The following is a 22,510-nucleotide window of genomic DNA, read 5'->3' as shown; positions in this document are numbered from 1 at the left end:
GCGCAGGCAGCTCAGAAAATTAGCAAAGTCACCGATGTAGTGACTGCTTAGTTCACTGCCGCGCAGGCAGCTCAGAAACAACCCTAATTCGTCTATGAACGTCATAGTGAGTTCACTGCCGCGCAGGCAGCTCAGAAAATACAAAAACCGCGCTCGTTTGCCTTGGCCTTGTTCACTGCCGCGCAGGCAGCTCAGAAATAGACGATTGTTTAACCCCGTTAGTATCTCAAGTTCACTGCCGCGCAGGCAGCTCAGAAATAGACGATTGTTTAACCCCGTTAGTATCTCAAGTTCACTGCCGCGCAGGCAGCTCAGAAAAGTTACTAGGGTCACGGTATACCTCTACGTTAGTTCACTGCCGCGCAGGCAGCTCAGAAAAGGTAGAAAACTGAGGTAGGATATAGTCATCAGTTCACTGCCGCGCAGGCAGCTCAGAAAAAGTAACTCTGAAAAGTATTGTGGAATAGACCGTTCACTGCCGCGCAGGCAGCTCAGAAAGTCAAAGATTTACGTCACAGATTTACGAGTAAGTTCACTGCCGCGCAGGCAGCTCAGAAAACTGCCATGCCTTTGCGGCGACTACTCAAAACGTTCACTGCCGCGCAGGCAGCTCAGAAATCCGTCGGAGATGCGGCTCGAGAAGAGATCAAGTTCACTGCCGCGCAGGCAGCTCAGAAATGCCCCAAAAATTCTACCCATCGCCTTATTGAGTTCACTGCCGCGCAGGCAGCTCAGAAATTGAAACCATGATCCAATGCAAAGGTCATGATGTTCACTGCCGCGCAGGCAGCTCAGAAAAAGCTTGTCGATGTTCCATGCTTGCAAACCACGTTCACTGCCGCGCAGGCAGCTCAGAAAACTGAAGGGTGTGTTGTACTTCATTCCCTTTGGTTCACTGCCGCGCAGGCAGCTCAGAAACAATCCTCCCAAAACTTGCAATGATTTTTATCAGTTCACTGCCGCGCAGGCAGCTCAGAAAATCAATAAATCCATTCTGATAAGCTAGTACTGGTTCACTGCCGCGCAGGCAGCTCAGAAATTCGTCGGTAGGAGTCCCCGCAATCGTTCCAAGTTCACTGCCGCGCAGGCAGCTCAGAAATCATCGGCAAGCAAATCACACCTAGCCGCTATGTTCACTGCCGCGCAGGCAGCTCAGAAATTTCGAAATAATGACGCGATCAATATCTCGATGTTCACTGCCGCGCAGGCAGCTCAGAAATGCGCCAAATTCTTTGCACACGATGCACATAGGTTCACTGCCGCGCAGGCAGCTCAGAAAGTCAATCGCCATGCGGCCAGACCCAATCCAATGTTCACTGCCGCGCAGGCAGCTCAGAAATTAAAAGGCCGCATTAAAAGCATTGGCCCGAAGTTCACTGCCGCGCAGGCAGCTCAGAAAAGCTAGCAAGGCCAATTACGTTTGTGAATGCAGTTCACTGCCGCACAGGCAGCTCAGAAAACACGACCCACACGACAATACAGACCACGCATGTTCACTGCCGCACAGGCAGCTCAGAAATGATAAATACACCTGGTAAGCGTATTCGATGAGTTCACTGCCGCACAGGCAGCTCAGAAATTGCCGTGATTCGGAGCCGAGCAATAACGTTTGTTCACTGCCGCACAGGCAGCTCAGAAATCTAAATATTGAAAACCTGTAGTTCCATCACCGTTCACTGCCGCACAGGCAGCTCAGAAATTACATTGCGTCTGTATTTTCTGTACCTCGTAGTTCACTGCCGCACAGGCAGCTCAGAAATGATCCTGAATACACGAATAGAATGCCTCAATGTTCACTGCCGCACAGGCAGCTCAGAAATGTAGCACTCCCATTATCTTGTACTGCAATGTGTTCACTGCCGCACAGGCAGCTCAGAAATACGGTTGAGATAATCACTCGTATCGTTATCAGTTCACTGCCGCACAGGCAGCTCAGAAAAAACCCAGACTGGTTAGCACAACAACAGGTTAGTTCACTGCCGCACAGGCAGCTCAGAAATTGTTGATCATGTTCAAAATTTGGTTGTCAGAGTTCACTGCCGCACAGGCAGCTCAGAAAACTCATGCCGGCAATCCAAACGTGACCGTTTTGTTCACTGCCGCACAGGCAGCTCAGAAAGTAATGGCGGTGCATTAAGTACCATTCTAAAAGTTCACTGCCGCGCAGGCAGCTCAGAAATCTAGCGGAAACATGTAATCGCCGACAAGGTGGTTCACTGCCGCACAGGCAGCTCAGAAAGGGTTGGCCGTAAATATGGCGTTTACTGCCGCACAGGCAGCTCAGAAAAGAAATTGCAGCTAAGTTAATTAGAGACTGACGTTTACTGCCGCACAGGCAGCTCAGAAAGATAGTAACAGGGTTGATTAATAGTGCCATATGTTTACTGCCGCACAGGCAGCTCAGAAAATACAAATGGGCCAAGGTGGCCAGAGCGATAAGTTTACTGCCGCACAGGCAGCTCAGAAAATGCATGAAAGGTAGTCCACGTTCTGCCGTTCACTGCCGCACAGGCAGCTCAGAAATTGTTGATTAGAATCGGCAGAATAGTATGTGTGTTCACTGCCGCGCAGGCAGCAAGAAGATAAGACGACAAAGCCACGCTAGAATCAGCGTGGCTTTTTAGTGGAAAATCGTTGGTATACGGCTTAGTTTGATATTAAGGCTTAGCGTGGCGTTAGGCCTTGGTGGTCACTTCATCCACCAAATATAATATCGATTGATACGGCACTCCACTGTGGTGTGATAAACCTATTTCACAGGTCTTACTGTTACTAAACCCTCTTGTGCAATGGTCAGGTACTTGCTCTTTCAGCGGGTGAACCGCGGCGGCGTTTAGTTCGGGGGTCATAAAGCCTTTATCGCCAGCCCAACCACAACATTCTATGTGCTCGGGTACGATAACGTCGGAGGTACAGGCTTTTGCCAGTTCTAGCATGTCGTTAGCTAGCCCCATTCGGCGAGAGCTACAGGTGACGTGCAGCATCACGGTTTCTTGTATTGGAGCAAAGTTTAAGTGCTCTTTAAGGTACTTCAAAATAAACCCAGTCGGCTCTAAAACTTCCATCGGTTTTGTAAACTGCTCGATGCTTCGTTTGGCGCATGGGCTGGTATCCATCAGTACTGGGTATCTTCCGTTACGGCTAGCGAACCAAAGTGCTTGTTCAAGTTGTTGAGATTTTTGCTCGGCAAGGTCTGTTATTCCTTTGCTGTCATACGGCATTCCACAACATTGATCGCTCAGTTTATTGGGGATGATGACTTCATAGCCTGCTTTATTGAGCAGTGATAGGGTCACTTCCGTCAACGAGCGTTGATCCTGTGCGCTTGACTGTTGGCTCATATTGCGGCTGGCGCAAGAGGGTAGGTAGACCACTTTTTTATTGGACTGAACCGTTGGGGTTGAGCTCATTTTAAACGCGTTTTCTTGAGGATACTCCGACATCCAAATCGGTGTTTTCCCTTTGGTTAATGAACGAAGCCCATGCGTGATTTTGGCGACTTTCTCACCGCCAATGGTTTGAGTGGCAATCCGGTTGGCTTTTAATCCGATCCGAGCAACCGCGGTGGTGGCTGCAAAATGATCGGCGGTCCACTGAGCTGTCCATTTTACAATGGGTGTGAGCCGTTGATATTTCACTGAGCGGAGCTTTTTGACCAGATCCCCTGTGTTGATGCCAACGGGGCAACGATCAGCGCAAAGCCCGGTCGCGGCGCAAGTATCAAGCCCTTGATATTCAAAGACTTGCTCCAACTCGCTCGCTTCAACGGTTTCCCCCGAATTTTTTCGGCGCTGGAGTTCACGGTATAGAACAATGCGTTGTCGAGGGGAGAGGGTCAGCGTGCGCGATGGACACACGGGTTCACAAAATCCACACTCAATACATCGATCAACCAACTCATCGGCTGCGGGCATGGGTTTCAAATCTTCGAGATGGGAATGAGGGTTGTCATTGATGATAACACCTGGGTTAAACAATCCTTGTGGATCAAATAGGCGCTTAATTTTTTGCATTAACGCGTAGCCATCTTTTCCCCATTCAAGCTCCACGTAAGGTGCCATATTTCGCCCAGTACCGTGCTCTGCCTTGAGTGAACCTTGGTACTTTACGGCGACTAAATCGGCCACATCGTCCATAAATCCGCCGTAGCGATCGATTTCTTCTTGGCTATCAAACCCCTGGGTGAAAACAAAGTGAAGGTTACCTTCCAGAGCATGACCGAAAATGATCGCTTCATCGTATCGATATTTTTCAAACAGCGATTGCAGGTCTCTCACCCCGTTGGCTAAATGCTCGATAGGAAAAGCGACATCTTCAATGATCACTGTGGTGCCCACTTCGCGCACTGCACCAACCGCAGGGAACATACCTTTACGAATGCCCCATAAGGTCGCCACGGTTTTTGCATCCGAAGTAAAGGGAACCGATTCAATGATGGAAAATTCAGTAAGAGCCGCCATGACCTGTTGGCACTGCTGAGTGAGTGCGTCATCATCGCTGGCGTGTGACTCGACCAGTATTGCAGCGGCTTCTATGTCGAGTGTTTTGATGAAGTCAGGTAAACCTGCGTTGTTGGCTACCGATCGTAAGGCACGGCCATCCATTAACTCTACAGCAGCAACCGGGCTGTTTGAAAGCGTGGTCACCGCTTGGCTGGCTTGTTCAATATCGGAAAAAACCAATAAGGCAGAAGCTTTATGGGCGTGTTCTACAACGGTGTTGTAGGTGACTTCTGCAATGAACCCTAATGTGCCTTCGGAACCGATCATGAGATGCTCAATAATGTCGATTGGATCGTGGTAGTCAACCAAAGCATTGATGGCGTAACCGGTGGTGTTCTTCAGTCGATACTTATGTTTAATGCGTTGAGTCAGCTCGGTGTTTGCAATGGTGTCATTATGTAGGGCTTTAATACCGGCAATGAGTGCTGGGTTCTGTTGGGAAAATTCAGCAATGCTGGTGGCATCTCCGGTGTTGAGAATCGAACCGTCGCTAAAGACAATTTTCATGCTATTCACGGTTTTATAAGAGTTTTGTGCGGTACCACAGCACATGCCGCTGGCGTTGTTGGCGGCGATACCACCGATTTTACAGGTATTGATAGAAGCTGGGTCTGGCCCTATTTTACGCTGGAATGGCGCAAGGTATTTGTTGGCATCTGCGCCGATAACGCCCGGTTGCAGACGTATCTTATCGCCATCATCAAGAATTTCATGGCTTCGCCAATCATCCGTGAGCGTAATGAGCACCGAATCAGAAACAGCTTGGCCTGAAAGGCTGGTACCGGCTGCGCGAAAAGTGCAATGAATGCCCATTTCACGACAGCATTGAATCGCATAAATGACTTCATCAAGGTTTTTTAAGCGCAACACAATTTTAGGAACCAAACGATAGAAGCTGGCGTCGGTGCCATAGGCCAGCCGTTTGGCTTCTTGAGTGACAATACGTTCGGGCTCTATCTTAGCCGCGAGTAATGATTCAAGCTGTTGATAGAGGCTATCCCGGCTTTGATTATTGTGGTGTGAATTCGACATGTTCGCTTCCTTGTGCTCGCTGCGGCATTGTATTTGTTATGAAATCAGCAGTGAAAACGGTGTCACAGTCTCCAGTCATTTGCTGTGACACCTTTTGAAATTACTTCAAATTCACCAAAGAATCTGCATTTAAGTCCTGGATACTTTTCGCGCCGGTCAGTGTCATGGCCACGCGCATCTCTTTTTCGTAAAGGTCGAGCAGGTTTTCTACACCAGCTTGTCCTTGCGCGGCCAGTGCGTAGATAAATGAGCGCCCTAATAGTGTGCAATCTGCGCCAAGCGCCAGCATTCTCACGACATCTAATCCTGACCGGATCCCTGAATCGACAAAGATTTTAAGGTCACCTTTTACGGCATCGGCAATTGTCGGCAGTGCCTTGGCGGTGGATAGAACGCCATCGAGCTGTCGGCCGCCATGATTAGAAACGACAATACCGTCAGCGCCAAAAGAGACGGCATCTTTGGCATCTTGTTTGTCTAAAATGCCTTTAATCACCATTGGGCCATCCCAAAAGTCGCGGATCCACTCTAGATCTTTCCAGCAAATAGAAGGGTCAAAGTTCGCACCAAGCCAACCAATGTAATCTTCGAGTTTGGTGGGTTCACCGCGATAGGTTGAGATATTGCCAAGGTCATGGGGTTTACCCAACAAGCCAACATCGACGGCCCAACTTGGGTGACGCATCGCTTGGAAAACTCGGCGTGCCGCGGCATTGGGACCGCTCATACCCGAGTGATTGTCACGATAACGAGCCCCAGGGACCGGCATATCAACGGTAAAGACTAACGTCGTGACACCGGCCGCTTTTGCACGTTCTAGGACGTTTTTCATGAATCCACGATCTTTTAAAACGTACAGCTGGAACCACATTGGGCGTTCAATGGCTGGAGCCACTTCCTCGATAGGGCAGACAGAGACGGTCGACATGGTAAAAGGAATGCCCTTGTTTTGTGCCGCTTTTGCTGCCTGAACTTCCCCTCTTCGAGCGTACATGCCTGTCAGCCCGACAGGGGCTAAAGCAATGGGCATCGCCAATTTTTCGCCGAAGATTTCTGTGTCTAAACTTAAGTCTTCCATGTTGTTTAGAACACGTTGTTTTAACGCGATAGCGGCAAGGTCATCGGTGTTTTTTCTTAGTGTATGTTCACCGTAAGAACCGCCATCAATATAGTGAAAAAGAAAAGGAGGCAGTTTTGCTTTTGCTGCGGCACGGTAGTCCGTTGGCGCGGATATGATCATAATTCAGTCCTATAAATGGTTATACAGTGCCTTTCGTGGAAGGTTCAGTATGGCCGACATCGTCAAAAAAGAGGCGGTAATGTTCTGGATTTGCTCGTGTTGTCACTAGGCCAGTGTGGTTGTGTGCAACCGTCACATTGAATAAGAGAACAAGCCATTAACGCCTCACGTAAAAATTCGCTATTTGGTCTATGTAGTGAACCCGTTCATTTCATCTAATCACTCGCCTTTTTATCGGTCGATGTATTAGCTCATAAGAGCATCCGTCACGTGGAAGCCGTAAATCGCGATAAGTCCAATTACCCCGGTAGCGAATAAATAGTACAGAGTTGGAATAATGGTTTTGCGCAGCGTTGCCCCTTCTCGTCCGAGTAAGCCCACGGTAGCAGAAGCCGCCACTACGTTATGAATCGCAATCATGTTGCCGGCCGCAGCCCCAACCGCTTGTAGAGCAACAATCATTGCACTGGATATCGACAGGGTTTGTGCGACTTCAAATTGGAATTGGCTAAACATCATGTTAGACACCGTATTTGAGCCAGCAATGAAGGCACCTAACGCACCAACGGTTGCGCTCAGAGCAGGAAAAGCATCACCGACAAGGCCAGCGGCAAAGTTCGCCGTTGTGACTGGCATGCTGGCAAGATCAGCCTCGTTAATGCCCGAGTTGATGAAGATACGTACCATTGGGATAGTAAAGACCAGAACGAAACCTGCGCCAATCAGTGTCTTGCTGGATTCACCAAAGGCTTTGACCAACGGGGTGACGCTACGAGATTGCAGCAGAACGGAAACCAATGCGATGAAGACAAGGATCCCCCCTGGAAGATACAAAGGTTGAATCGCGGTACTGATGCCTGCCTCGCCAAGAATATTGCTAAATGAGAGACTCACGCTACGCAGCATCGCTTTAAAATCAGGGCTGACGCGGCTTGCAACCAAGACAACGGCGAGCAACACATACGGTAACCATGCCATCACCATGCTCATCGGTTTTGATTTAGCATCATCAAGGTCAATTTTCAGTGAGCCTAACCATTCTGTAGGCCACTTTTTCTCGTCTTCGAAGTCCCAGGTTGTTTTTGGAACCAGAAAGCCGACTTTGGCCGCAGACACGGTGATAGCCAGCCCGACTAAGCCACCGATAAGTGACGGGAACTCAGCGCCAAGGAACACTCCTGTCAACGCGTAGGGAATGGTAAACGATAGCCCAGCAAAAATAGCGAACGGCAGAATATCGAGCCCTTCGGTCCAGCTGTTATTTTTACCAAAGAAACGCGTCAACATCATGGCCATCAGGACAGGAATGAGTGTTCCCACGCCAGCGTGAATGAGCGCCACGTTAGAGGTGATTTGTTGAAGATAGACATCCCAACTCGAACCGTTTGCAATCAGAGCTTCGCCAATATTGTGTGTATCTAACCCTTTGTTTACGCCAACGATAATCGGCGTTCCGACCGCACCAAAAGAAACGGGTGTCGATTGAATCATCATTCCCATTAATACAGCGGCTAACGCGGGGAACCCGATGGCGACGAGAAGGGGTGCGGCGATAGCGGCTGGTGTGCCAAAGCCTGATGCGCCTTCTATAAATGAACCAAAGCACCACGCGATAATGATGGCTTGAACACGACGATCCGGTGAGATATTGGTAAACCCGTTGCGAATTGTCGAGATCGCGCCCGTGTGTTTTAACGTGTTGAGCAAGAAGATGGCGCCAAACACAATCCAAAGTACAGAGACGGTAATTCCCAGCCCTTGAAACACAGAAGCCAGAACACGCGTTGTCGACATATCCCATGTAAAGAGGGCAATAATAACGGTTAACCCGAACGCGACTGGCATCGCACGCTTCGCTGGCCAGTTGAGGCCGACGAGGAGTATGGCTGTCACCACAATCGGTGAGAAAGCTACAAGGGCAAGTAGTGTTTCACTCATTGGTACATCCTATGTATTCATTAATCAGGGCTCTAGAGAGGCTCTGTGATTTTGCATTAGTGTTATTAATGTTAATTTGCGGTGAATTTACCGCTTTATTTTTTGTTCATATAGAGAAATAATGAAAATGATTATTTCCAAAATTGGCATAATGAGATGCGAGCAGATGATTTAATCCTGTTTTCACAGGTAATAGAGTTGGGGAGCTTTAGTAAGGTGGCTGAACAAAATAACCTTACAAATTCTGTAGTTAGCAAAAGAATTGCACGTTTAGAAGAGCAAATAGGGGTTCAACTATTATATCGAACAACGCGTAAATTGACGCTCACAGAGGCGGGGAAGGCATTACTGCACGGAGCCAAAAGTGTGAAGTTAGCCACTCAAGAAGCGATGGACTCTGTTTCGGGATTTGGTGAAAACGTAAGCGGACACATAAAAATGTCGGTTCCTACTATTTCTGGTGATTTGATTTTGGCAGAAGCGGTGGCGCAATTTTGTGACCAGCACCCAGGGTTGACGGTGGATATGTCACTCGATAATAAGTTTGTTGATCTCGTCGATGGCGGTTTTGACCTGGTGATTCGCACGGGTTATTTGGAAGATTCTAGTTTGGTGGCACGTCATATTCTGGATTCGCAATGGGTGGTGTGCGCGTCGCCTTCTTACATCGCGAAAAATAGTAAGCCTCTAGAACCGAATCAATTGGTGACACATAACTGTTTGCAATATGCGTATCAAACGACGGGGGCGAGCGAGTGGGAGTTTAAAGGTCGAGAGGGGAATTACATTGTGCGAGTGTCAGGAAATTTCTCGACCAATAATGCCACCGCGCTACGTAAAGCGGCACTTGGCGGCTATGGCATAGCCTATGTTCCTCGCTGTCTGGTTTACCATGATATTAGAAACGGTCAGTTAGTGGATATTTTCCCTGAACTGGTGGGCAAGAAGTTGGGCATTTATGCGGTGTACCCTTTTACTCGCCAACCCCCCAATAAGGTAAAGCTGTTAATAGAACATATCCGAGATCGTTATCTGACCATTTCTCACTATTTTTAGGCGGACAATTTTCCTGTTTCAGGCGGACAGTTTTTCTGTTGTAGGTTGGTAGGGTTTTTAGCTGATAACCAATCACCAATAGCCAATAACCAATCACCAATGATCAATGACCAACAGTTTGAACGACATCTCAGTGTGGTATTTAAAAAAGAGGGGCCACTCAGATAAGTGGCCCCTCTTAATGCTGGCAAAAGTGCGATGTGCAGAAATAGAATCGATTCAAATTTACAGTGTGAACCGACATTCTATTGGCGCAATCTTGTTCTTACAGGGTCAAGAGGTAGTTGACTAGCGCGTTGTATTCTTCATAGCTTTTGATACTGTCGGGTACCACAATGTACTTGTTGTTCACCAGTACACCAGGCACACCGGTTAATGTGCTGGCTTCAAATTGCTTATCAAATTCTCGCTGCATTGAGTTCACGACAAAACCATTGTAAGCCGAATCAAATTTCTTACCATCAACCCCATAATCGACAAAGAGCTGACGAAGCGCCGCTTCATCTTTTGGTGCTTGGCGTAATTGATGGATCTGTTTGAACATCGCTGGCACCATCTCTTTTTCAACATCTAACGCAACCATAGTGGCGTATGACTTTGCCATTGGGATAGCCATATTGTTGCCCATGAATGCAACGTGTACTTTTTCAAAACGTGCATCATCGGGTAGTGCGGGTTTTAGGTTTTCAACCACTCCTTCAAACTTGTAGCAATGTGGGCAGTAGAACGAGAAAAACTCAGTCACGACGGGTTTCTGGGCTTTTTCGACATCCAATACTTTGAAGTGTTTGCCTTCTTCAAATTGCGCAGCATTCACTGACAAAGCGATCGCGATTGTCGAGATAAAAGTAATAATTTTCTTGAGCATGATTCATTTCCGTAATTAATTGAACGTAATTTTGTGTCATAAACACCAACCCCAATGATTGGTGTTATGTGTTGCTAATTAAGCGAGAAATGAATGAATCGGAGGTCGATAGAGTGTTGTCGCTCTATAGTTTGCCGTGACACTCTGGTCGGGCTCGATCAGAGCCAATGATTGAGTTTGGCTGGCGAGTGCAGCGCATGAAACGTAAGTAGGGATTTTGAACTGACATACAGAGCCACAACTGTCATTCGAATTATTTTTTTTATGTTGATGCGGTTTTTCAGTGTCGGGACAATCGTTGTGAATGGGTACATCGGTTTCTTGAAAAGAAGATAACGCTATTTGATTATGGATGGATAGCATTCTAACAGTCTGAAGTTTTTCGGCTTTTGGCTCAGATCCGCGCATCGCTTCAGTCGCTGGTGGTATTTCACCCGAGCTCAAGATGGCGCGTTCCGCTGTTGATATGGTCGTCGGTAAGGTTGGAGGGCCAACCAGACTGTGACTTATTTGCTGTAATCGAGACCACTGATCATTGGCCAAAAGGATCGTCACGACAACGAGCAGCAGCCAAAAAAACATCCATTGAGTGGGTCTGAAAATGTGAGCCATAAAACCATCTTTACAACAAAGGTGACAGCATCATACAACAAGAGTGGTGAGGAATTAAATCTCCATTGACCATAACAAGTTTCTTTTGCCCTGTTTTTTCTTCGTTTAATTACCCACTTAATTAACTACCTGCCTACTTATCTTGGTTTTGTACATTGTGTTAACTAACGCCTTGAGCTCATCGCTTGCTGAATACATGCTTTATCTTTAGTAAAGATGAATCGGTAAAGCGAGCTTAAGAGGGGCAATTTAAAACCACCCATTATGTAATGTAAAAAACAGCATCATGCTGACGACCGTAGTCAAGAGCACATTGGCGGTTTTCCAGGCTAAGATCACGGCCAGTATTGCACTGATTAAATAAGGGTTAATCAATGGCAGCAGCTCATGGGTTTCGGCATCTAAAAACATGATGGGAGCTAGAATGGCGGTGAGGATCGCAGGGCTAGAAAATTTGAGAAACCGCTTCACCTCATAGCTTAATCTGAGCGGTAGAACGGGCTCTAAAAATAGATAACGACTGAGGAAAACAACCGCAGTCATGGCAAAGATCGATAATAAAATCATGAGTGCTCTCCTTTTCCTTGGCTTGTTTGATCGTTCTTTTGGTTTGTTTGATCGTCGTTCTTGTGATTTGGTTGACCATAGTGTGAACCACGTTCGGCCAGGTAACCAACTGACATCGCCAGTAAGCTCGCAATCACTAACGCGCCATTAACTTGCCATTTATGGAGCAACACCGAACTCAATAAGGCCACCACAACAGACAACAAGATAGGTTTTGATTTTATGTTCGGCACCACCAGAGCGATGAACGTAGCGACGATAGCGAAGTCTAACCCCAAGGAATCAAGGTTGGGTATATAGCTGCCGCCAATAATGCCAACAAACGATGCGATATTCCAAATAAGGTAAAAGCTCAGCCCTGCGCCTAACGCATAATATCGATCGAACTCTTTTGTTTTATGGCCAATAAGGGCAAACAGTTCGTCGGTTAACAAGAACCCCAGCGATAACCGCCAACGCAGCGGTAATGGGCTGATGGTCTCTCTCATTGCGACGCTGTACAAAAGGTGGCGTGAGGTAATAAAGAAGGTGGTCACAAGCATGGTGATGAGCCCTGCACCTGATTTGAACATACCAATGGCGACGAGCTGGGCAGCCCCTGCAAATAAAATGGCGGATAAGGCTTGAGCTTCAAGCGCTAATAGGCCCGATTCAACCGCGTATGAACCGGCCAATAACCCCCATGGGATGACCGCAATGCTCAGTGGCATCATGGCTATTGTCCCTCGCCACAGTTGCCTAGCGATACTTTTTTGCTGCTGTTCGACCCATTCTGACATTGATATTCCTTTACCATTTTCTAAGAGATTGAAGCCAATACAGAGAAGCCAATACATACAAGCTAAGAGATAGATGAACATACTAGTCAAAGGCGTTTTATCTGTCTTGTACGAAGTTGCTCTGCCATCCCCTTTATCCTGCGAGTCGGTTCTGGTGCGCCAGCCTATATTGATTTGGTGTGACTCCGACTGTCGCTTTGAAGTGACGGTGAAAATGGCTTTGATCATGAAAGCCCACCTCCATCGCTACAGACCCTGATTTGAGCCCCATACTCAGTAACTTCTGAGCTTTACGAATACGCATTTGAAGCTGATACCCGTGGGGAGGCAGCCCCACCTGGTCGCGGAAAGTACGCGCTAAGTGAAAGGGACTTAACGACGCCATGCTGGCAAGCTCTGTTAAGGACACATTCTCTTCAGGGCAGTCAGACAAAAACGCTTTAATACGCTCGATCTGCGCCTGAGTTTTTTTTATTTGTATCGGCGCAGCTTGTCTCTGGAGACTGTGCCTTGCGACCAGTTGAGACATCGCCCCGTGCAAGAGTGTTTCCCGATAAAGACGATTGTTAGAGTGTTTTAATACCTCAAAGACTTGCCTTAACAGGTGGGCAAGTTCAGGGTCATAAACGACAGGGTTAGGGAAATAGGGAGCCACTCGCCCTAAATCGCTACCTTCTGCTATTTGCTCGAACATCTCAGGGGTTGGGTACATGGCTTGGTAAGCCCATCCTCCCTCAGTGGCGGTTTGACCGCTATGGAGCTCATCGGCGTTAACTAAAATAATACTGTCTTGAGGTGCTACATGGTTACCACCGGTTCGATAAAACTGCTGAGCACCGTCTTCGATGACACCAACGGTGTAGCCTGCGTGACTATGGCGGGAAAAATTTTGACGATGGTAACGCGCATGTAAAAACTCGAGCCCACCCAGTTCGTTGGCTAATTGGATTTGTGCATTTTCTTTGGTTGGCAATTCTATGGTTGGCAATGGAACCTCAATTCGTCCTAGCTCAGTGTCGCTCGAACGAGATAAACCAGTTCGATATTACTTACTTTGTTTTAACGTGTTTTTTTAACGTAGCTTTTTAATGTAGCTTTATCTTAACGTAACCGTACTTTAGCGTAACGGCATCTTAACGCTACAGTATCTTAACCTAATGAGGGATCTTATTTTTGTACAAACTTGCGGTTTTGGTGAGATTGTTTAGCAAATAACATTTCTGAGATACGCGGATTAGAGGGCGGATTAGAGGTATGGGGGCTTGGTGAATATCCCCCAACTAGAGCAACATTTGCTGCTACTTTTTCTTTTTGGCCTTTCCTTGAACGGCTTTAAACCGTGGGTTGGTTTTGCAAATTACGTAAATCCTCCCTTTGCGCTTGACGACCTGACAATCGCGATGGCGCAACTTAGCGCTTTTTAATGAGCTGAGTACTTTCATTATTTATCATCCCCTGATTTTAAGCCGCCTAGGTTACCGAACTTACGGCTAAAGTTAGCAACACGACCTTCGGTATGAACCACTCTCTGCTTACCTGTGTAGAAGGGGTGTGAGTCAGAAGAAACTTCGATGGTCATGTATGGGTAGGTTTGTCCATCTTCCCAATCAATGGTTCTGGTGGTTTCCAGAGTGGAACCCACTAAAAAATATTTATCGACACTCGTGTCATGGAAAACAACGGTGCGGTAGTTTGGGTGAATGCCTGGTTTCATCTCAATCCTTATTCGTCTTTAACTTCTTGGTGGTTTTTCTGATTATTGTTATGTTATAACATAACCAATGATAATGATTATCAATAACTATTGCCAGTGATTTTTACATGGACTAAAAAATAACGGTGAGAAAATAGAAGCACGCTTTCCGATCTGATGACGAAGATCTGACACACTGACTCGATGCGAGGTATATCTTTTTTATTTGTTGTATGTAACGTGATGATAAGAAATGAAGAGTGAAAAAATGCCCGAAAGTCTAACGAGACTTTCGGGCATTGCTCTCTTTTCTGTTTGATTTATTCAGGTCAAGAATTAGTCTACTTGGCTACTGTTTAAATAAGCTTTGGTTGAAATGTCTGTCCAAGCGCGTACTTTTTTCAGGTAGTCGGCTTGAGAATCGATGATTTTCTTCGCTAACGGATCGTTGGCGGCCAACTCTTTCAACAGAATTTCTTTTTCTTGTTTCATTCTATCTAGCACCGCAGGTGGGAAGTCGCGAACTTTAATATCAGGGTTTTCAATCAGCATTTTTTCCCAACTTCTTGCGTTGGCGTCGATGGCTTGTGTGTACATGTCAAAAGCCGCAACACGGAAGGAGGTTTCCAAGATTACCTGAAGATCTTTTGGTAATTTATCCCATGCTTTCTGGTTCACAAGAAATTGAGTTTCTGAACCTGGCTCATGCCAAGCCGTATAGTAATACGGTGCAATGTTTTGGAAGCCCATACGAAGATCAAACGCTGGCCCCACCCATTCAAGTGCATCAATGGTTCCTCGCTCTAAAGACGTATAAAGCTCTCCTGGAGCGATATTGGTTGGTTTTGCCCCTACACGAGCAAAGACTTCACCGGCAAACCCTGGAATACGCATCTTCAGGCCTTGCAAATCATCAATCGAGTTTATTTCTTTCTTAAACCAGCCACCCATTTGGATGTCCGAGTTACCACCAGGAAACGACAGTAAATTATGAGGCGCATAGACTTCTTGCATGAGCTCCATACCACCGCCTTGATAGAACCATGCGTATTGTTCGGTGGTCATCATGCCAAAGGGCATTGAAGAGAAGTAAAGCGTGTTAGGCACTTTACCTTTCCAATAGTAAGAACTTGAGTGGCCTAGATCATATTGGCCAGATTTTACCATATCAAAAACACCCAGTGGGGCTTTGTGCTTGTTGGCGGAGTCGATGCGTATTTCAAGACGGCCATTAGACATTTCATTGGCTAGCTTTGCCATATTCTTACTGGCATCGCCTAAAATTGGTGTGTTCGGCCCCCAGGTTTCGGCAAGCTTAAGGCGATACACTTTTTCGGCGGCGTTGGCTGACAGGGATAAAGCCGCAATGGCGGTAATAGCGATGGCTTTGAGTAATGACCTGGATTTTACTAGCGATATGACTGTGTGTTGGGATTTCATCCATTCCTCTTTATTTTTATCATGTGAGTTATAAATAATATTTCATTCATTCTGCACAGTTATATTTACGGTATGGCTCTAATACGTCAAGCATTATTTACAGAATAAACAATAGGATGAATGTAAGTCTCGATGTTGACTCGGTCGAAAGGGCTTTAGGTCTGCGTTAATACAGTTTTGTATGCGCTTTCTTAGTCAGTAATGTTTATGGTGGGTGTCTATTTTTGCTTGCCATGTACTAGTGTAAAGCCCTCATGTAAGCGCTGATAGAAAGATCCAATGTATAGAAAGATCAAATGTAATGTGCAAATGCCATCGGCGGACTTTTTCTTTTCAGGTCGGTCTGATAAATGACATCATTCTAGTTGACCGCTTGTCGTTGGTTGGCTTGACTTTCCCTAACTCTGTAAGTTTCAGATAGTTTTCTTGAATTTTTTCATAATGATGAAATTTTTCATTGTTTGCCGACGATTGAACATCATTTTCTGGGTAATTTTCGTGAACTATCCCATCAAATTCCATGAAATGAAACCGTTTTCAAATCAGCTTTAGCCTTCGTTTATAACGCCAAAGCATTGGGCTTATTAGCCTGTATGAGTGGCCGAAAATTTCCTGTTGTTTCATGACAAACGCACTCTCGTTCTGATGTGAAACGCAGCGCTATTTTCAACTGTTTCATTGCTTATTATTCTCCCGTACCAAAATAAATCTAAAGAATAATAGGGAAATAACATGAATAATTTTAAACGCTTGCCTTTAACCATTGCAGTGGCTGCTTCACTTGCTTCCGTTTCTTCTTTTGCAGCGGATGATATTGCAGCATTAGAGCAACGCATCCAAGAACTCGAAGCGAAGGTAGTGACTCTAGATTATACAGATGACCAGCAACAATCGGCCTTATCGTCTGATACTGAAGTACCACTCGGCATTATCTTTTCTGGTTATGCTCGTTATGGGGCTCTATATCAGTCAGGAGACAGTGCACTCGTCAGTATTGGGAGTACTGGCGCTTCAGTTGGACGTTTAGGTAACGAAGCGAACGGTGGTGAATTCCAGTTTGGTAAAATCTTTGAGTCAGAAAGTGGCGTTAAGTGGAACCTCGCCGTGATGCTTGACCACTGGGCTCACAGTGACTGGGGGTCTGCTGGTGATGTAAACCTTAAAAAATTCTACGCAGGGGCGAGTAATATTTTTGAAAGCCAACCGGATCTTTATGTATGGGCGGGACGTGACTTCCACCAACGTCCTCAACAAGGTTTGAATGACTACTTCTGGATGTCTCACGATGGTCAAGGCGGTGGTTTTCAAAACTTTGATTTTGGTGGCGCGAAACTCGATTTTGCATTTGTAGGTGCGGTTGCTGGAGGCACGGATTTTTACTGCAATGATGAAAATGGGTCTGGGGTTGATAAAGAGGGTGAACCCATCAAGTGTAATATTGGTGGCGCCCAGGGTAACGACAGCGGCACTTACGCATTCACTTCTAAGCTTCATAGTATTGATGCAGGTATAGGTAATCTCGATCTTTACGCAAACTATGGCTTCTCTTCTGATAAAGATAACAGTGAGACATCGGTGTTAGTCGGTGCAACGTTAGGTTTAGGCTCTTCACACAAGCTGATCGTGAAATACGGTGATGGCGCTGATAACTCAGCATTTGATCTCGCAGGTAAAAAACAAGTGCTTTACACCAGTGTCGAAGGTGGCGTAAACCCTTCTGACAACGTCTTCATTGACTACCTAGTTTCTTACAAAGATATTTCTGGCGATGACGTTAAGAATGAGTCTAAAGAATACGCAGCAATTGTTCGCCCTATGTACAACTGGGATGACACGCACTCTACGTGGTTAGAAGCGGGCCTTGGCATGGTGGATTACCAAGACGACTCTGAAGAGCAAGCATGGAAAGTCACACTGTCTCAAAATATCTCTCTAGGTGGCTTACCTTGGAGCCGTCCAATGCTACGTTTCTACACCACTGTGGGTGACGTAGAGAAGAGTGGACCAAGCGCGACAACAACAAATGTTGATACGGTAAGTTTCGGCGCCATGTTTGAAGCTTGGTGGTAAACCGACAAACACTTCGTTGTGGAATCAGCGGCGAGTTTAAGCTTGAAGCATAAAGCAAAGGGATACCACTGATTGGGTATCCCTTTTCTTATTCTACTTATTCTGCTTACGGTTTGTTAAAAGAAAGGGCTGAGTCCGCTGTATTGATATTTGGGTGCGTTGTGTTTTGGTAGCTTTCGATTTCATTCCTTAGCCCTTGGAATGTTTTTAACGCGCTGTTTATCGAGAGTTTGTTTATCAGCCAATGGGGGAGCGCACCTGACGGGTTAGCAAAAGCAACGTATTCAATATGAGTGGTGCCGTTGCTTAGCTTTTCTAGTTTCCACAACGCTTTTACATCAGAAATTCTAATATAGTTAGGCTGCTTAGCTAACATGCTTGGAGCATCTTTAATTAAGAGGAAAAAAGCGCCGTTGTCGAAGTAATATCGTGAATAAGTCACCATATCCCGATCACGAGCTGGCCAGGGAGCTTGAAATTGAGTGTATACCACGTTCTCTGTTGGGCTTATCTGTTTTAATACCTGACTTTTTTTAACGTTATCAATCCAGTTAGGAACATGTTCCGTGTCTTCTAGTAGCAGTAGAAAAGACGAATAACGGGCAGTAATGAACATTTGAGCACGAATCTCGACCAAGCCGTCCATGTGCGGGCGAGTGTGGAGAGTGATTCCATCTTCAGTTTTGACAAATTGCCAAGCCACTAAAGGGGAGGCGACTGAGGGCGCTGCCAGTAATAGGGAGCCGATCAGCAGCAATACAAACATAACCGGCTCCTTTTTCTATTATCGAATCCATTGTCATCGAAATAACGATTACCGAAATAGCAACGTATTGAATGGTGTTTTCTCTAACCCTAGAACCAATAAGTACGTTAGAAACACCGACCCTGACCATACCACAAGATCTCTAACGCCATGTGTTAACTCAAGCATGCCTGCGATATTGAGCATAAAGATAATGACCAACATGTGGCTTACGTAGATAGGCAACACTCGTTTCGACAATGAAAAAACAAGCGTTGAATCGCCAAGTGTTGGTTTCGATAGGAGCCACAAAAAGCAACCAACCGCCCAGATACCCGTACCCAATAGATAGTCGTTTGCATTAAAAGCTTGGCCATACTGGTGTAGATTCCAGGCTTCTCCCATATGCAGAGCAAGACCGACCACAGCAATTAAGAATGCACTCTTGCTATTCAAACTAGTTTGAGACTGGCGAATTTTAAAGCCAATCGCAACCATTAACGTGGCGAAAAATGGACCATTTCGAGTAAAGAATGGCGCATCAAGATGAGTGATGACTTGGTAGCTACCGGCAAGCACGCCATAGAAATAGAGCAAGATTGCAATGGGCATAATTAACGCGCTTTGTTTGCTATTGATTAAGAATGCGAGAAGAGCCACGGCGCAAATTAGAGCAGGAATAAACCATAAGTGGACAAGGCCACCTTCGAGTAGTGAGTTTAATGGTGATTGCAGTAAGTAATTCCAGTAACCGGAACGTTCTGCTAAGTAACCTTCGCTGAGTAAGGTACCCCAATTAAAGGGCATGACTAAACTCAGGATGCTCCAAACAACCCAGATTTTTACAAGAGGCATTGAATAAGATTTAAGCGTGCCTATAGGATCGAGAGTCAGCTTTGGCTGAATCAAATAGCCTGAGATAAGAAAAAACAGTGGAACAGCAAAACGAGTCGATTGATTGAAGACATAGCCAAACCAGGATTCGCCATCAAACTCTAAATACCCGAGAAACAGCTGGCAGTGCATAGAGAGTATAGCCAGCATAGCGATAACGCGACCAAGCTCGATACTCGCAATTTTATTTGTGGTGGACATGCAAAATAACCTTGGGAAAATAAACCCAAAATGTACCAATAAATTCAGTAATACCATAGCGTTAGAAAGCGCTATAGGTGCGTTTTGCTAGGAGGGTATTCATTTTAATGCATCCTATTGATGGTTATGTCAGTTGCGTCTTCACCATACAATGTTTCAATTGCATTTTTCCTACCTCACCGTTGACGGGTGCCCACTCATATTAGATTAAGGGCGGACAGAGTAAAAATACCCAGAGTGCAGGTCACCAAAGATAGCACCGTGGTTAAGGCGATAATATTGGCGGCTAACGTGGCATTCCCCCCCATTGCTCTAGCCATCACATAACTTGCCGCAGCAGTGGGCGCAGCGGTCATTAGGAAAATTAACCCAAGCTCTTGGCCTTGATAGCCGAAAGCAACGGCTGCCAGTGTTGCGGTGAGTGGCGCTAGAATCAATTTAAAACAACTGGCAAACCATGTCGGTGCCCGGTCGTGCTTTAATGATTGAATATTCAACGATCCGCCTGTGCACAGTAACGCCAAAGGTAGGGTCATATCGGCAAAATATTGTCCTGCATCTATCGCTACGTTTGGGATGGGAATTGAGAGTGAGTAGGCGATCACACCGAGTACAATAGAGATGATGAGTGGGTTTCGAGTCAGTGTTTTGCCGATGACTTTAACCGCTTGTGCACCAAAACCCTGCTCGGTAGGTGAAAGGGCAATGACGGCTTGAATATTATAAAGCACGGTCGTTGAGGCCACATAAATTGCCGCCAAAGCGACGCCGGATTCACCATAGATATTCGCCACATAGGCGAGGCCAATGATTGCGGTGTTTGCTCGAAATCCACCCTGAATAATAACGCCTTGATCTTTTGGTTCTCGAAAGACTCGTTTAGTGACAAGCATGGTAAAAAGAAAGAACAGAGCGTTCACGACAAGGCCAAAGAACACTAAATTTCCGCTCTTTGAAAAGTCGTGTTCCGCTTGCACAATACTAAGGAAGAGCATCGCCGGTAGGGTAACTTGAAAAACCAACTTTGAGGCAATATCAATGAAATTCTCATTGATTAGACGGATTCGCTTAAGTAAAACGCCAAGAAACAACATAAGGCAGATAGGGCCTGTGATCGATGCTGAAAAGGCGAGTTGTTCAATAAGAGTGGTCATGAATATCCTTAAATTTATCCTCTATCGCATTGTGCCTCGGTATCGGAATAATGAACATTTAATTTGCAAAAAAGTACGAACGTGCTAAATATAGGGTAATGAATGTATTTTTGTGATGAATATGAGCAAAGGCCGAGTTACCAAAGAACATATTTTGAATACCGCGTTTGAGCTTGCCAGCATCAATGGCCTAGAGAGCTTAACCATAGGAGCGCTTGCCAAGCAGTGCGGTATGTCCAAAAGTGGTCTATTTGCGCATTTTAACTCAAAAGATAATCTGCAAGTCAGTGTACTTGAATACGCGAATCTTATTTTTACTCAACGGGTTATCTCACCCGCGAGATTACGAGATAGTGTCAGTATTGAAGATAAGCTGACTGCATTGATGGATAACTGGTTAAGCTGGAACCATTCTTTTCAAGGCAGTTGTATGTTTTTGGATGCGTGGAAAGATAACGCCGCTTCTCCTAATGAAACGCAAGTTGAATTGAAGAAGACGATCTCTACGTGGATAAACTACCTACAGATTCAGGTTGAAAAAGGTGTCGAAAGCGGTGAGTTTCATCAAAATTTAGATCCGAAACAAGCGGCATTTGAATTGTATGGTTTGTACTTAAGTGCGCACCTTTTTTATTCCATTCGAGGTGAGCAAGCAAGCTATCAGCATTTTTGGCAAGGTGTTAAACGACTCTTTGTTAGTTGGCGCAGTAACAACACCGATTCACATTAGACATCGTCTTACAAGAAAATGAATGCGGGTCATAAGTAGTGACTATTGGCCCTAAACACAATTATTGACACTAACTGCGATCTAAAAAAGCACGGTCGTTCTATTAATGGCTAAATCAAGGAATGAACATGAGTGACAAAATTTACTTTAATACTTCAGCAAAATTTAGCGTAAAGCGCAGTTTGCTGAATCTTTCGACCCGTTTTCATCATACCGTCGCGCCAAAACACGCTAAAAAAGTTGCACGAAAACTGCTGCTTACTCCAATGAGAACACCGCCTAAAAACAGTGAGCCGAAGGGTTTAGTGAAAGGTGAAGTCAGTATGGAACATGGGGTGTTGAAAACCTACCAACTTGGTGAAGGGCCAATATGGGTCTTAAGCCATGGATGGTCCGGAACGGCGAGTCAGTTTTATCCGTTAATGGAGCACATAGCGAGCAAGGGCTATACCGCTTTAGCATACGATCATCCTGCTCACGGAAAAAGTGATGGTATTTATGGGCATATTCCTGCGTTTGTTCAAGGTTTGGAAGCCATACTGGATAGCTTTGAAGAAGATGTGGCCGGTGTGATTGCTCATAGCATGGGCACGGCATCGGCACTGGAATGTCACCACCGAAAAGTTACCAACTGCCCAATGCTATTGATTGCTCCAGTGCTGGATTACCTCGACAACTTGTTCGGCAGTGTTGCACGCTCTGGGTATTCGCTGCGACTGTTTGAAGCGATAGTGTCTGAAATAGAGGAACAGTACCATTACCCTATTCAGTCTGTCGATCCTTATGGAAAACTCAGCAAGCGTTCCGCTAAGACGATCATTGTCCATGATCGCAAAGACAAGTTTACGGACTTTTCAGTATCGGAACGTGCGGCGAACAACATTAGCGCTGTAACGCTTCACGCGACAACCGGGCAGGGGCATGGAAGAGTGATGACATGTCCGCAAGTATTCGAGAGCTTTGATCAATTACTGGTGAAGTAAATTGAT

The 22,510-nt window shown here is 45.9% G+C and carries 18 protein-coding genes and 1 CRISPR repeat array (1 of these 19 cut by a window edge); of the genes, 4 read left to right on the top strand and 14 right to left on the bottom strand.

Annotated features, from left to right (window positions below; all coding sequences use genetic code 11):
• A CRISPR array of direct repeats spans positions 1–2,583; the repeat unit is 28 nt; unit sequence GTTCACTGCCGCGCAGGCAGCTCAGAAA; it reaches 1,811 nt to the left of the window's first position.
• 92 nt (positions 2,584–2,675) lie between these two features.
• From QF117_RS00675 to QF117_RS00665, 3 genes are all read right to left on the bottom strand, one after another.
• Entirely contained in the window at positions 2,676–5,534 is a 2,859-nt protein-coding gene (locus tag QF117_RS00675; RefSeq protein WP_282385529.1) for an FAD-binding and (Fe-S)-binding domain-containing protein, read from the bottom strand.
• Between the two features lie 100 nt (positions 5,535–5,634).
• Complete coding sequence (gene lldD / locus QF117_RS00670) at positions 5,635–6,774, bottom strand: FMN-dependent L-lactate dehydrogenase LldD (protein WP_282385527.1); 1,140 nt, start codon at positions 6,772–6,774, stop codon at positions 5,635–5,637.
• A 246-nt stretch (positions 6,775–7,020) separates the two neighbouring features.
• A complete protein-coding gene (locus QF117_RS00665) occupies positions 7,021–8,712 on the bottom strand; it encodes an L-lactate permease (RefSeq protein ID WP_282385526.1) in 1,692 nt (563 codons plus the stop codon).
• A gap of 156 nt (positions 8,713–8,868) precedes the next feature.
• On the opposite strand from QF117_RS00665, the gene QF117_RS00660 reads away from it, so the two are divergent.
• Positions 8,869–9,768, top strand: a complete 900-nt coding sequence (locus QF117_RS00660; RefSeq protein ID WP_282385524.1) for a LysR family transcriptional regulator — start codon at positions 8,869–8,871, stop codon at positions 9,766–9,768.
• A 265-nt stretch (positions 9,769–10,033) separates the two neighbouring features.
• Here QF117_RS00660 and QF117_RS00655 read toward each other — a convergent pair whose 3' ends face one another.
• From QF117_RS00655 to QF117_RS00620, 8 genes are all read right to left on the bottom strand, one after another.
• The gene (locus tag QF117_RS00655; protein ID WP_282385522.1) at positions 10,034–10,636 is read right to left on the bottom strand and encodes a thiol:disulfide interchange protein DsbA/DsbL; all 603 of its coding nucleotides are present in this window, start codon (positions 10,634–10,636) and stop codon (positions 10,034–10,036) included.
• Positions 10,637–10,714: 78 nt separating this feature from the next.
• Positions 10,715–11,248, bottom strand: a complete 534-nt coding sequence (locus QF117_RS00650; protein ID WP_282385521.1) for a hypothetical protein — start codon at positions 11,246–11,248, stop codon at positions 10,715–10,717.
• Between the two features lie 249 nt (positions 11,249–11,497).
• A complete protein-coding gene (locus QF117_RS00645) occupies positions 11,498–11,815 on the bottom strand; it encodes an AzlD domain-containing protein (RefSeq protein WP_017036440.1) in 318 nt (105 codons plus the stop codon).
• Entirely contained in the window at positions 11,812–12,594 is a 783-nt protein-coding gene (locus tag QF117_RS00640; RefSeq protein WP_282385518.1) for an AzlC family ABC transporter permease, read from the bottom strand. Before QF117_RS00640 ends, QF117_RS00645 begins: the two co-directional genes overlap by 4 nt.
• Positions 12,595–12,727: 133 nt before the next feature.
• Entirely contained in the window at positions 12,728–13,582 is an 855-nt protein-coding gene (locus tag QF117_RS00635) for an AraC family transcriptional regulator (protein WP_282385517.1), read from the bottom strand.
• Positions 13,583–13,892: 310 nt separating this feature from the next.
• Complete coding sequence (gene ykgO, locus QF117_RS00630; protein WP_083188612.1) at positions 13,893–14,036, bottom strand: type B 50S ribosomal protein L36; 144 nt, start codon at positions 14,034–14,036, stop codon at positions 13,893–13,895.
• The gene (locus QF117_RS00625; RefSeq protein ID WP_282385516.1) at positions 14,036–14,308 is read right to left on the bottom strand and encodes a type B 50S ribosomal protein L31; all 273 of its coding nucleotides are present in this window, start codon (positions 14,306–14,308) and stop codon (positions 14,036–14,038) included. The genes ykgO and QF117_RS00625 overlap by 1 nt, the downstream gene beginning before the upstream one ends.
• 315 nt (positions 14,309–14,623) lie before the next feature.
• The gene (locus QF117_RS00620; RefSeq protein ID WP_282385515.1) at positions 14,624–15,727 is read right to left on the bottom strand and encodes a TRAP transporter substrate-binding protein; all 1,104 of its coding nucleotides are present in this window, start codon (positions 15,725–15,727) and stop codon (positions 14,624–14,626) included.
• Between the two features lie 732 nt (positions 15,728–16,459).
• Here QF117_RS00620 and QF117_RS00615 point away from each other — a divergent pair.
• Complete coding sequence (locus QF117_RS00615; protein ID WP_282385514.1) at positions 16,460–17,797, top strand: carbohydrate porin; 1,338 nt, start codon at positions 16,460–16,462, stop codon at positions 17,795–17,797.
• Between the two features lie 106 nt (positions 17,798–17,903).
• On the opposite strand, the gene QF117_RS00610 is transcribed toward QF117_RS00615, so the two are convergent.
• The 3 genes from QF117_RS00610 to QF117_RS00600 form a co-directional block, all read right to left on the bottom strand.
• Entirely contained in the window at positions 17,904–18,563 is a 660-nt protein-coding gene (locus QF117_RS00610; RefSeq protein WP_282385512.1) for an START domain-containing protein, read from the bottom strand.
• 48 nt (positions 18,564–18,611) lie between these two features.
• Positions 18,612–19,637, bottom strand: coding sequence for an acyltransferase family protein (locus QF117_RS00605; protein ID WP_282385510.1), 1,026 nt, complete (start codon positions 19,635–19,637; stop codon positions 18,612–18,614).
• Between the two features lie 197 nt (positions 19,638–19,834).
• A complete protein-coding gene (locus QF117_RS00600) occupies positions 19,835–20,791 on the bottom strand; it encodes an AEC family transporter (protein WP_282385509.1) in 957 nt (318 codons plus the stop codon).
• A gap of 121 nt (positions 20,792–20,912) precedes the next feature.
• On the opposite strand from QF117_RS00600, the gene QF117_RS00595 reads away from it, so the two are divergent.
• Positions 20,913–21,521, top strand: coding sequence for a TetR/AcrR family transcriptional regulator (locus QF117_RS00595; protein ID WP_282385508.1), 609 nt, complete (start codon positions 20,913–20,915; stop codon positions 21,519–21,521).
• 128 nt (positions 21,522–21,649) lie between these two features.
• Positions 21,650–22,504 (top strand): alpha/beta hydrolase, encoded by an 855-nt coding sequence (locus tag QF117_RS00590; protein ID WP_282385507.1) that lies wholly within the window; start codon positions 21,650–21,652, stop codon positions 22,502–22,504.
• Positions 22,505–22,510 lie beyond the last annotated feature (6 nt).

Origin of the sequence: Vibrio sp. YMD68, assembly GCF_029958905.1 — a bacterium.
GTDB lineage: Bacteria > Pseudomonadota > Gammaproteobacteria > Enterobacterales > Vibrionaceae > Vibrio.
The sequence above is the reverse complement of the archived record's forward strand: the minus strand, read 5'-3'. Positions and strand labels throughout refer to the sequence as shown.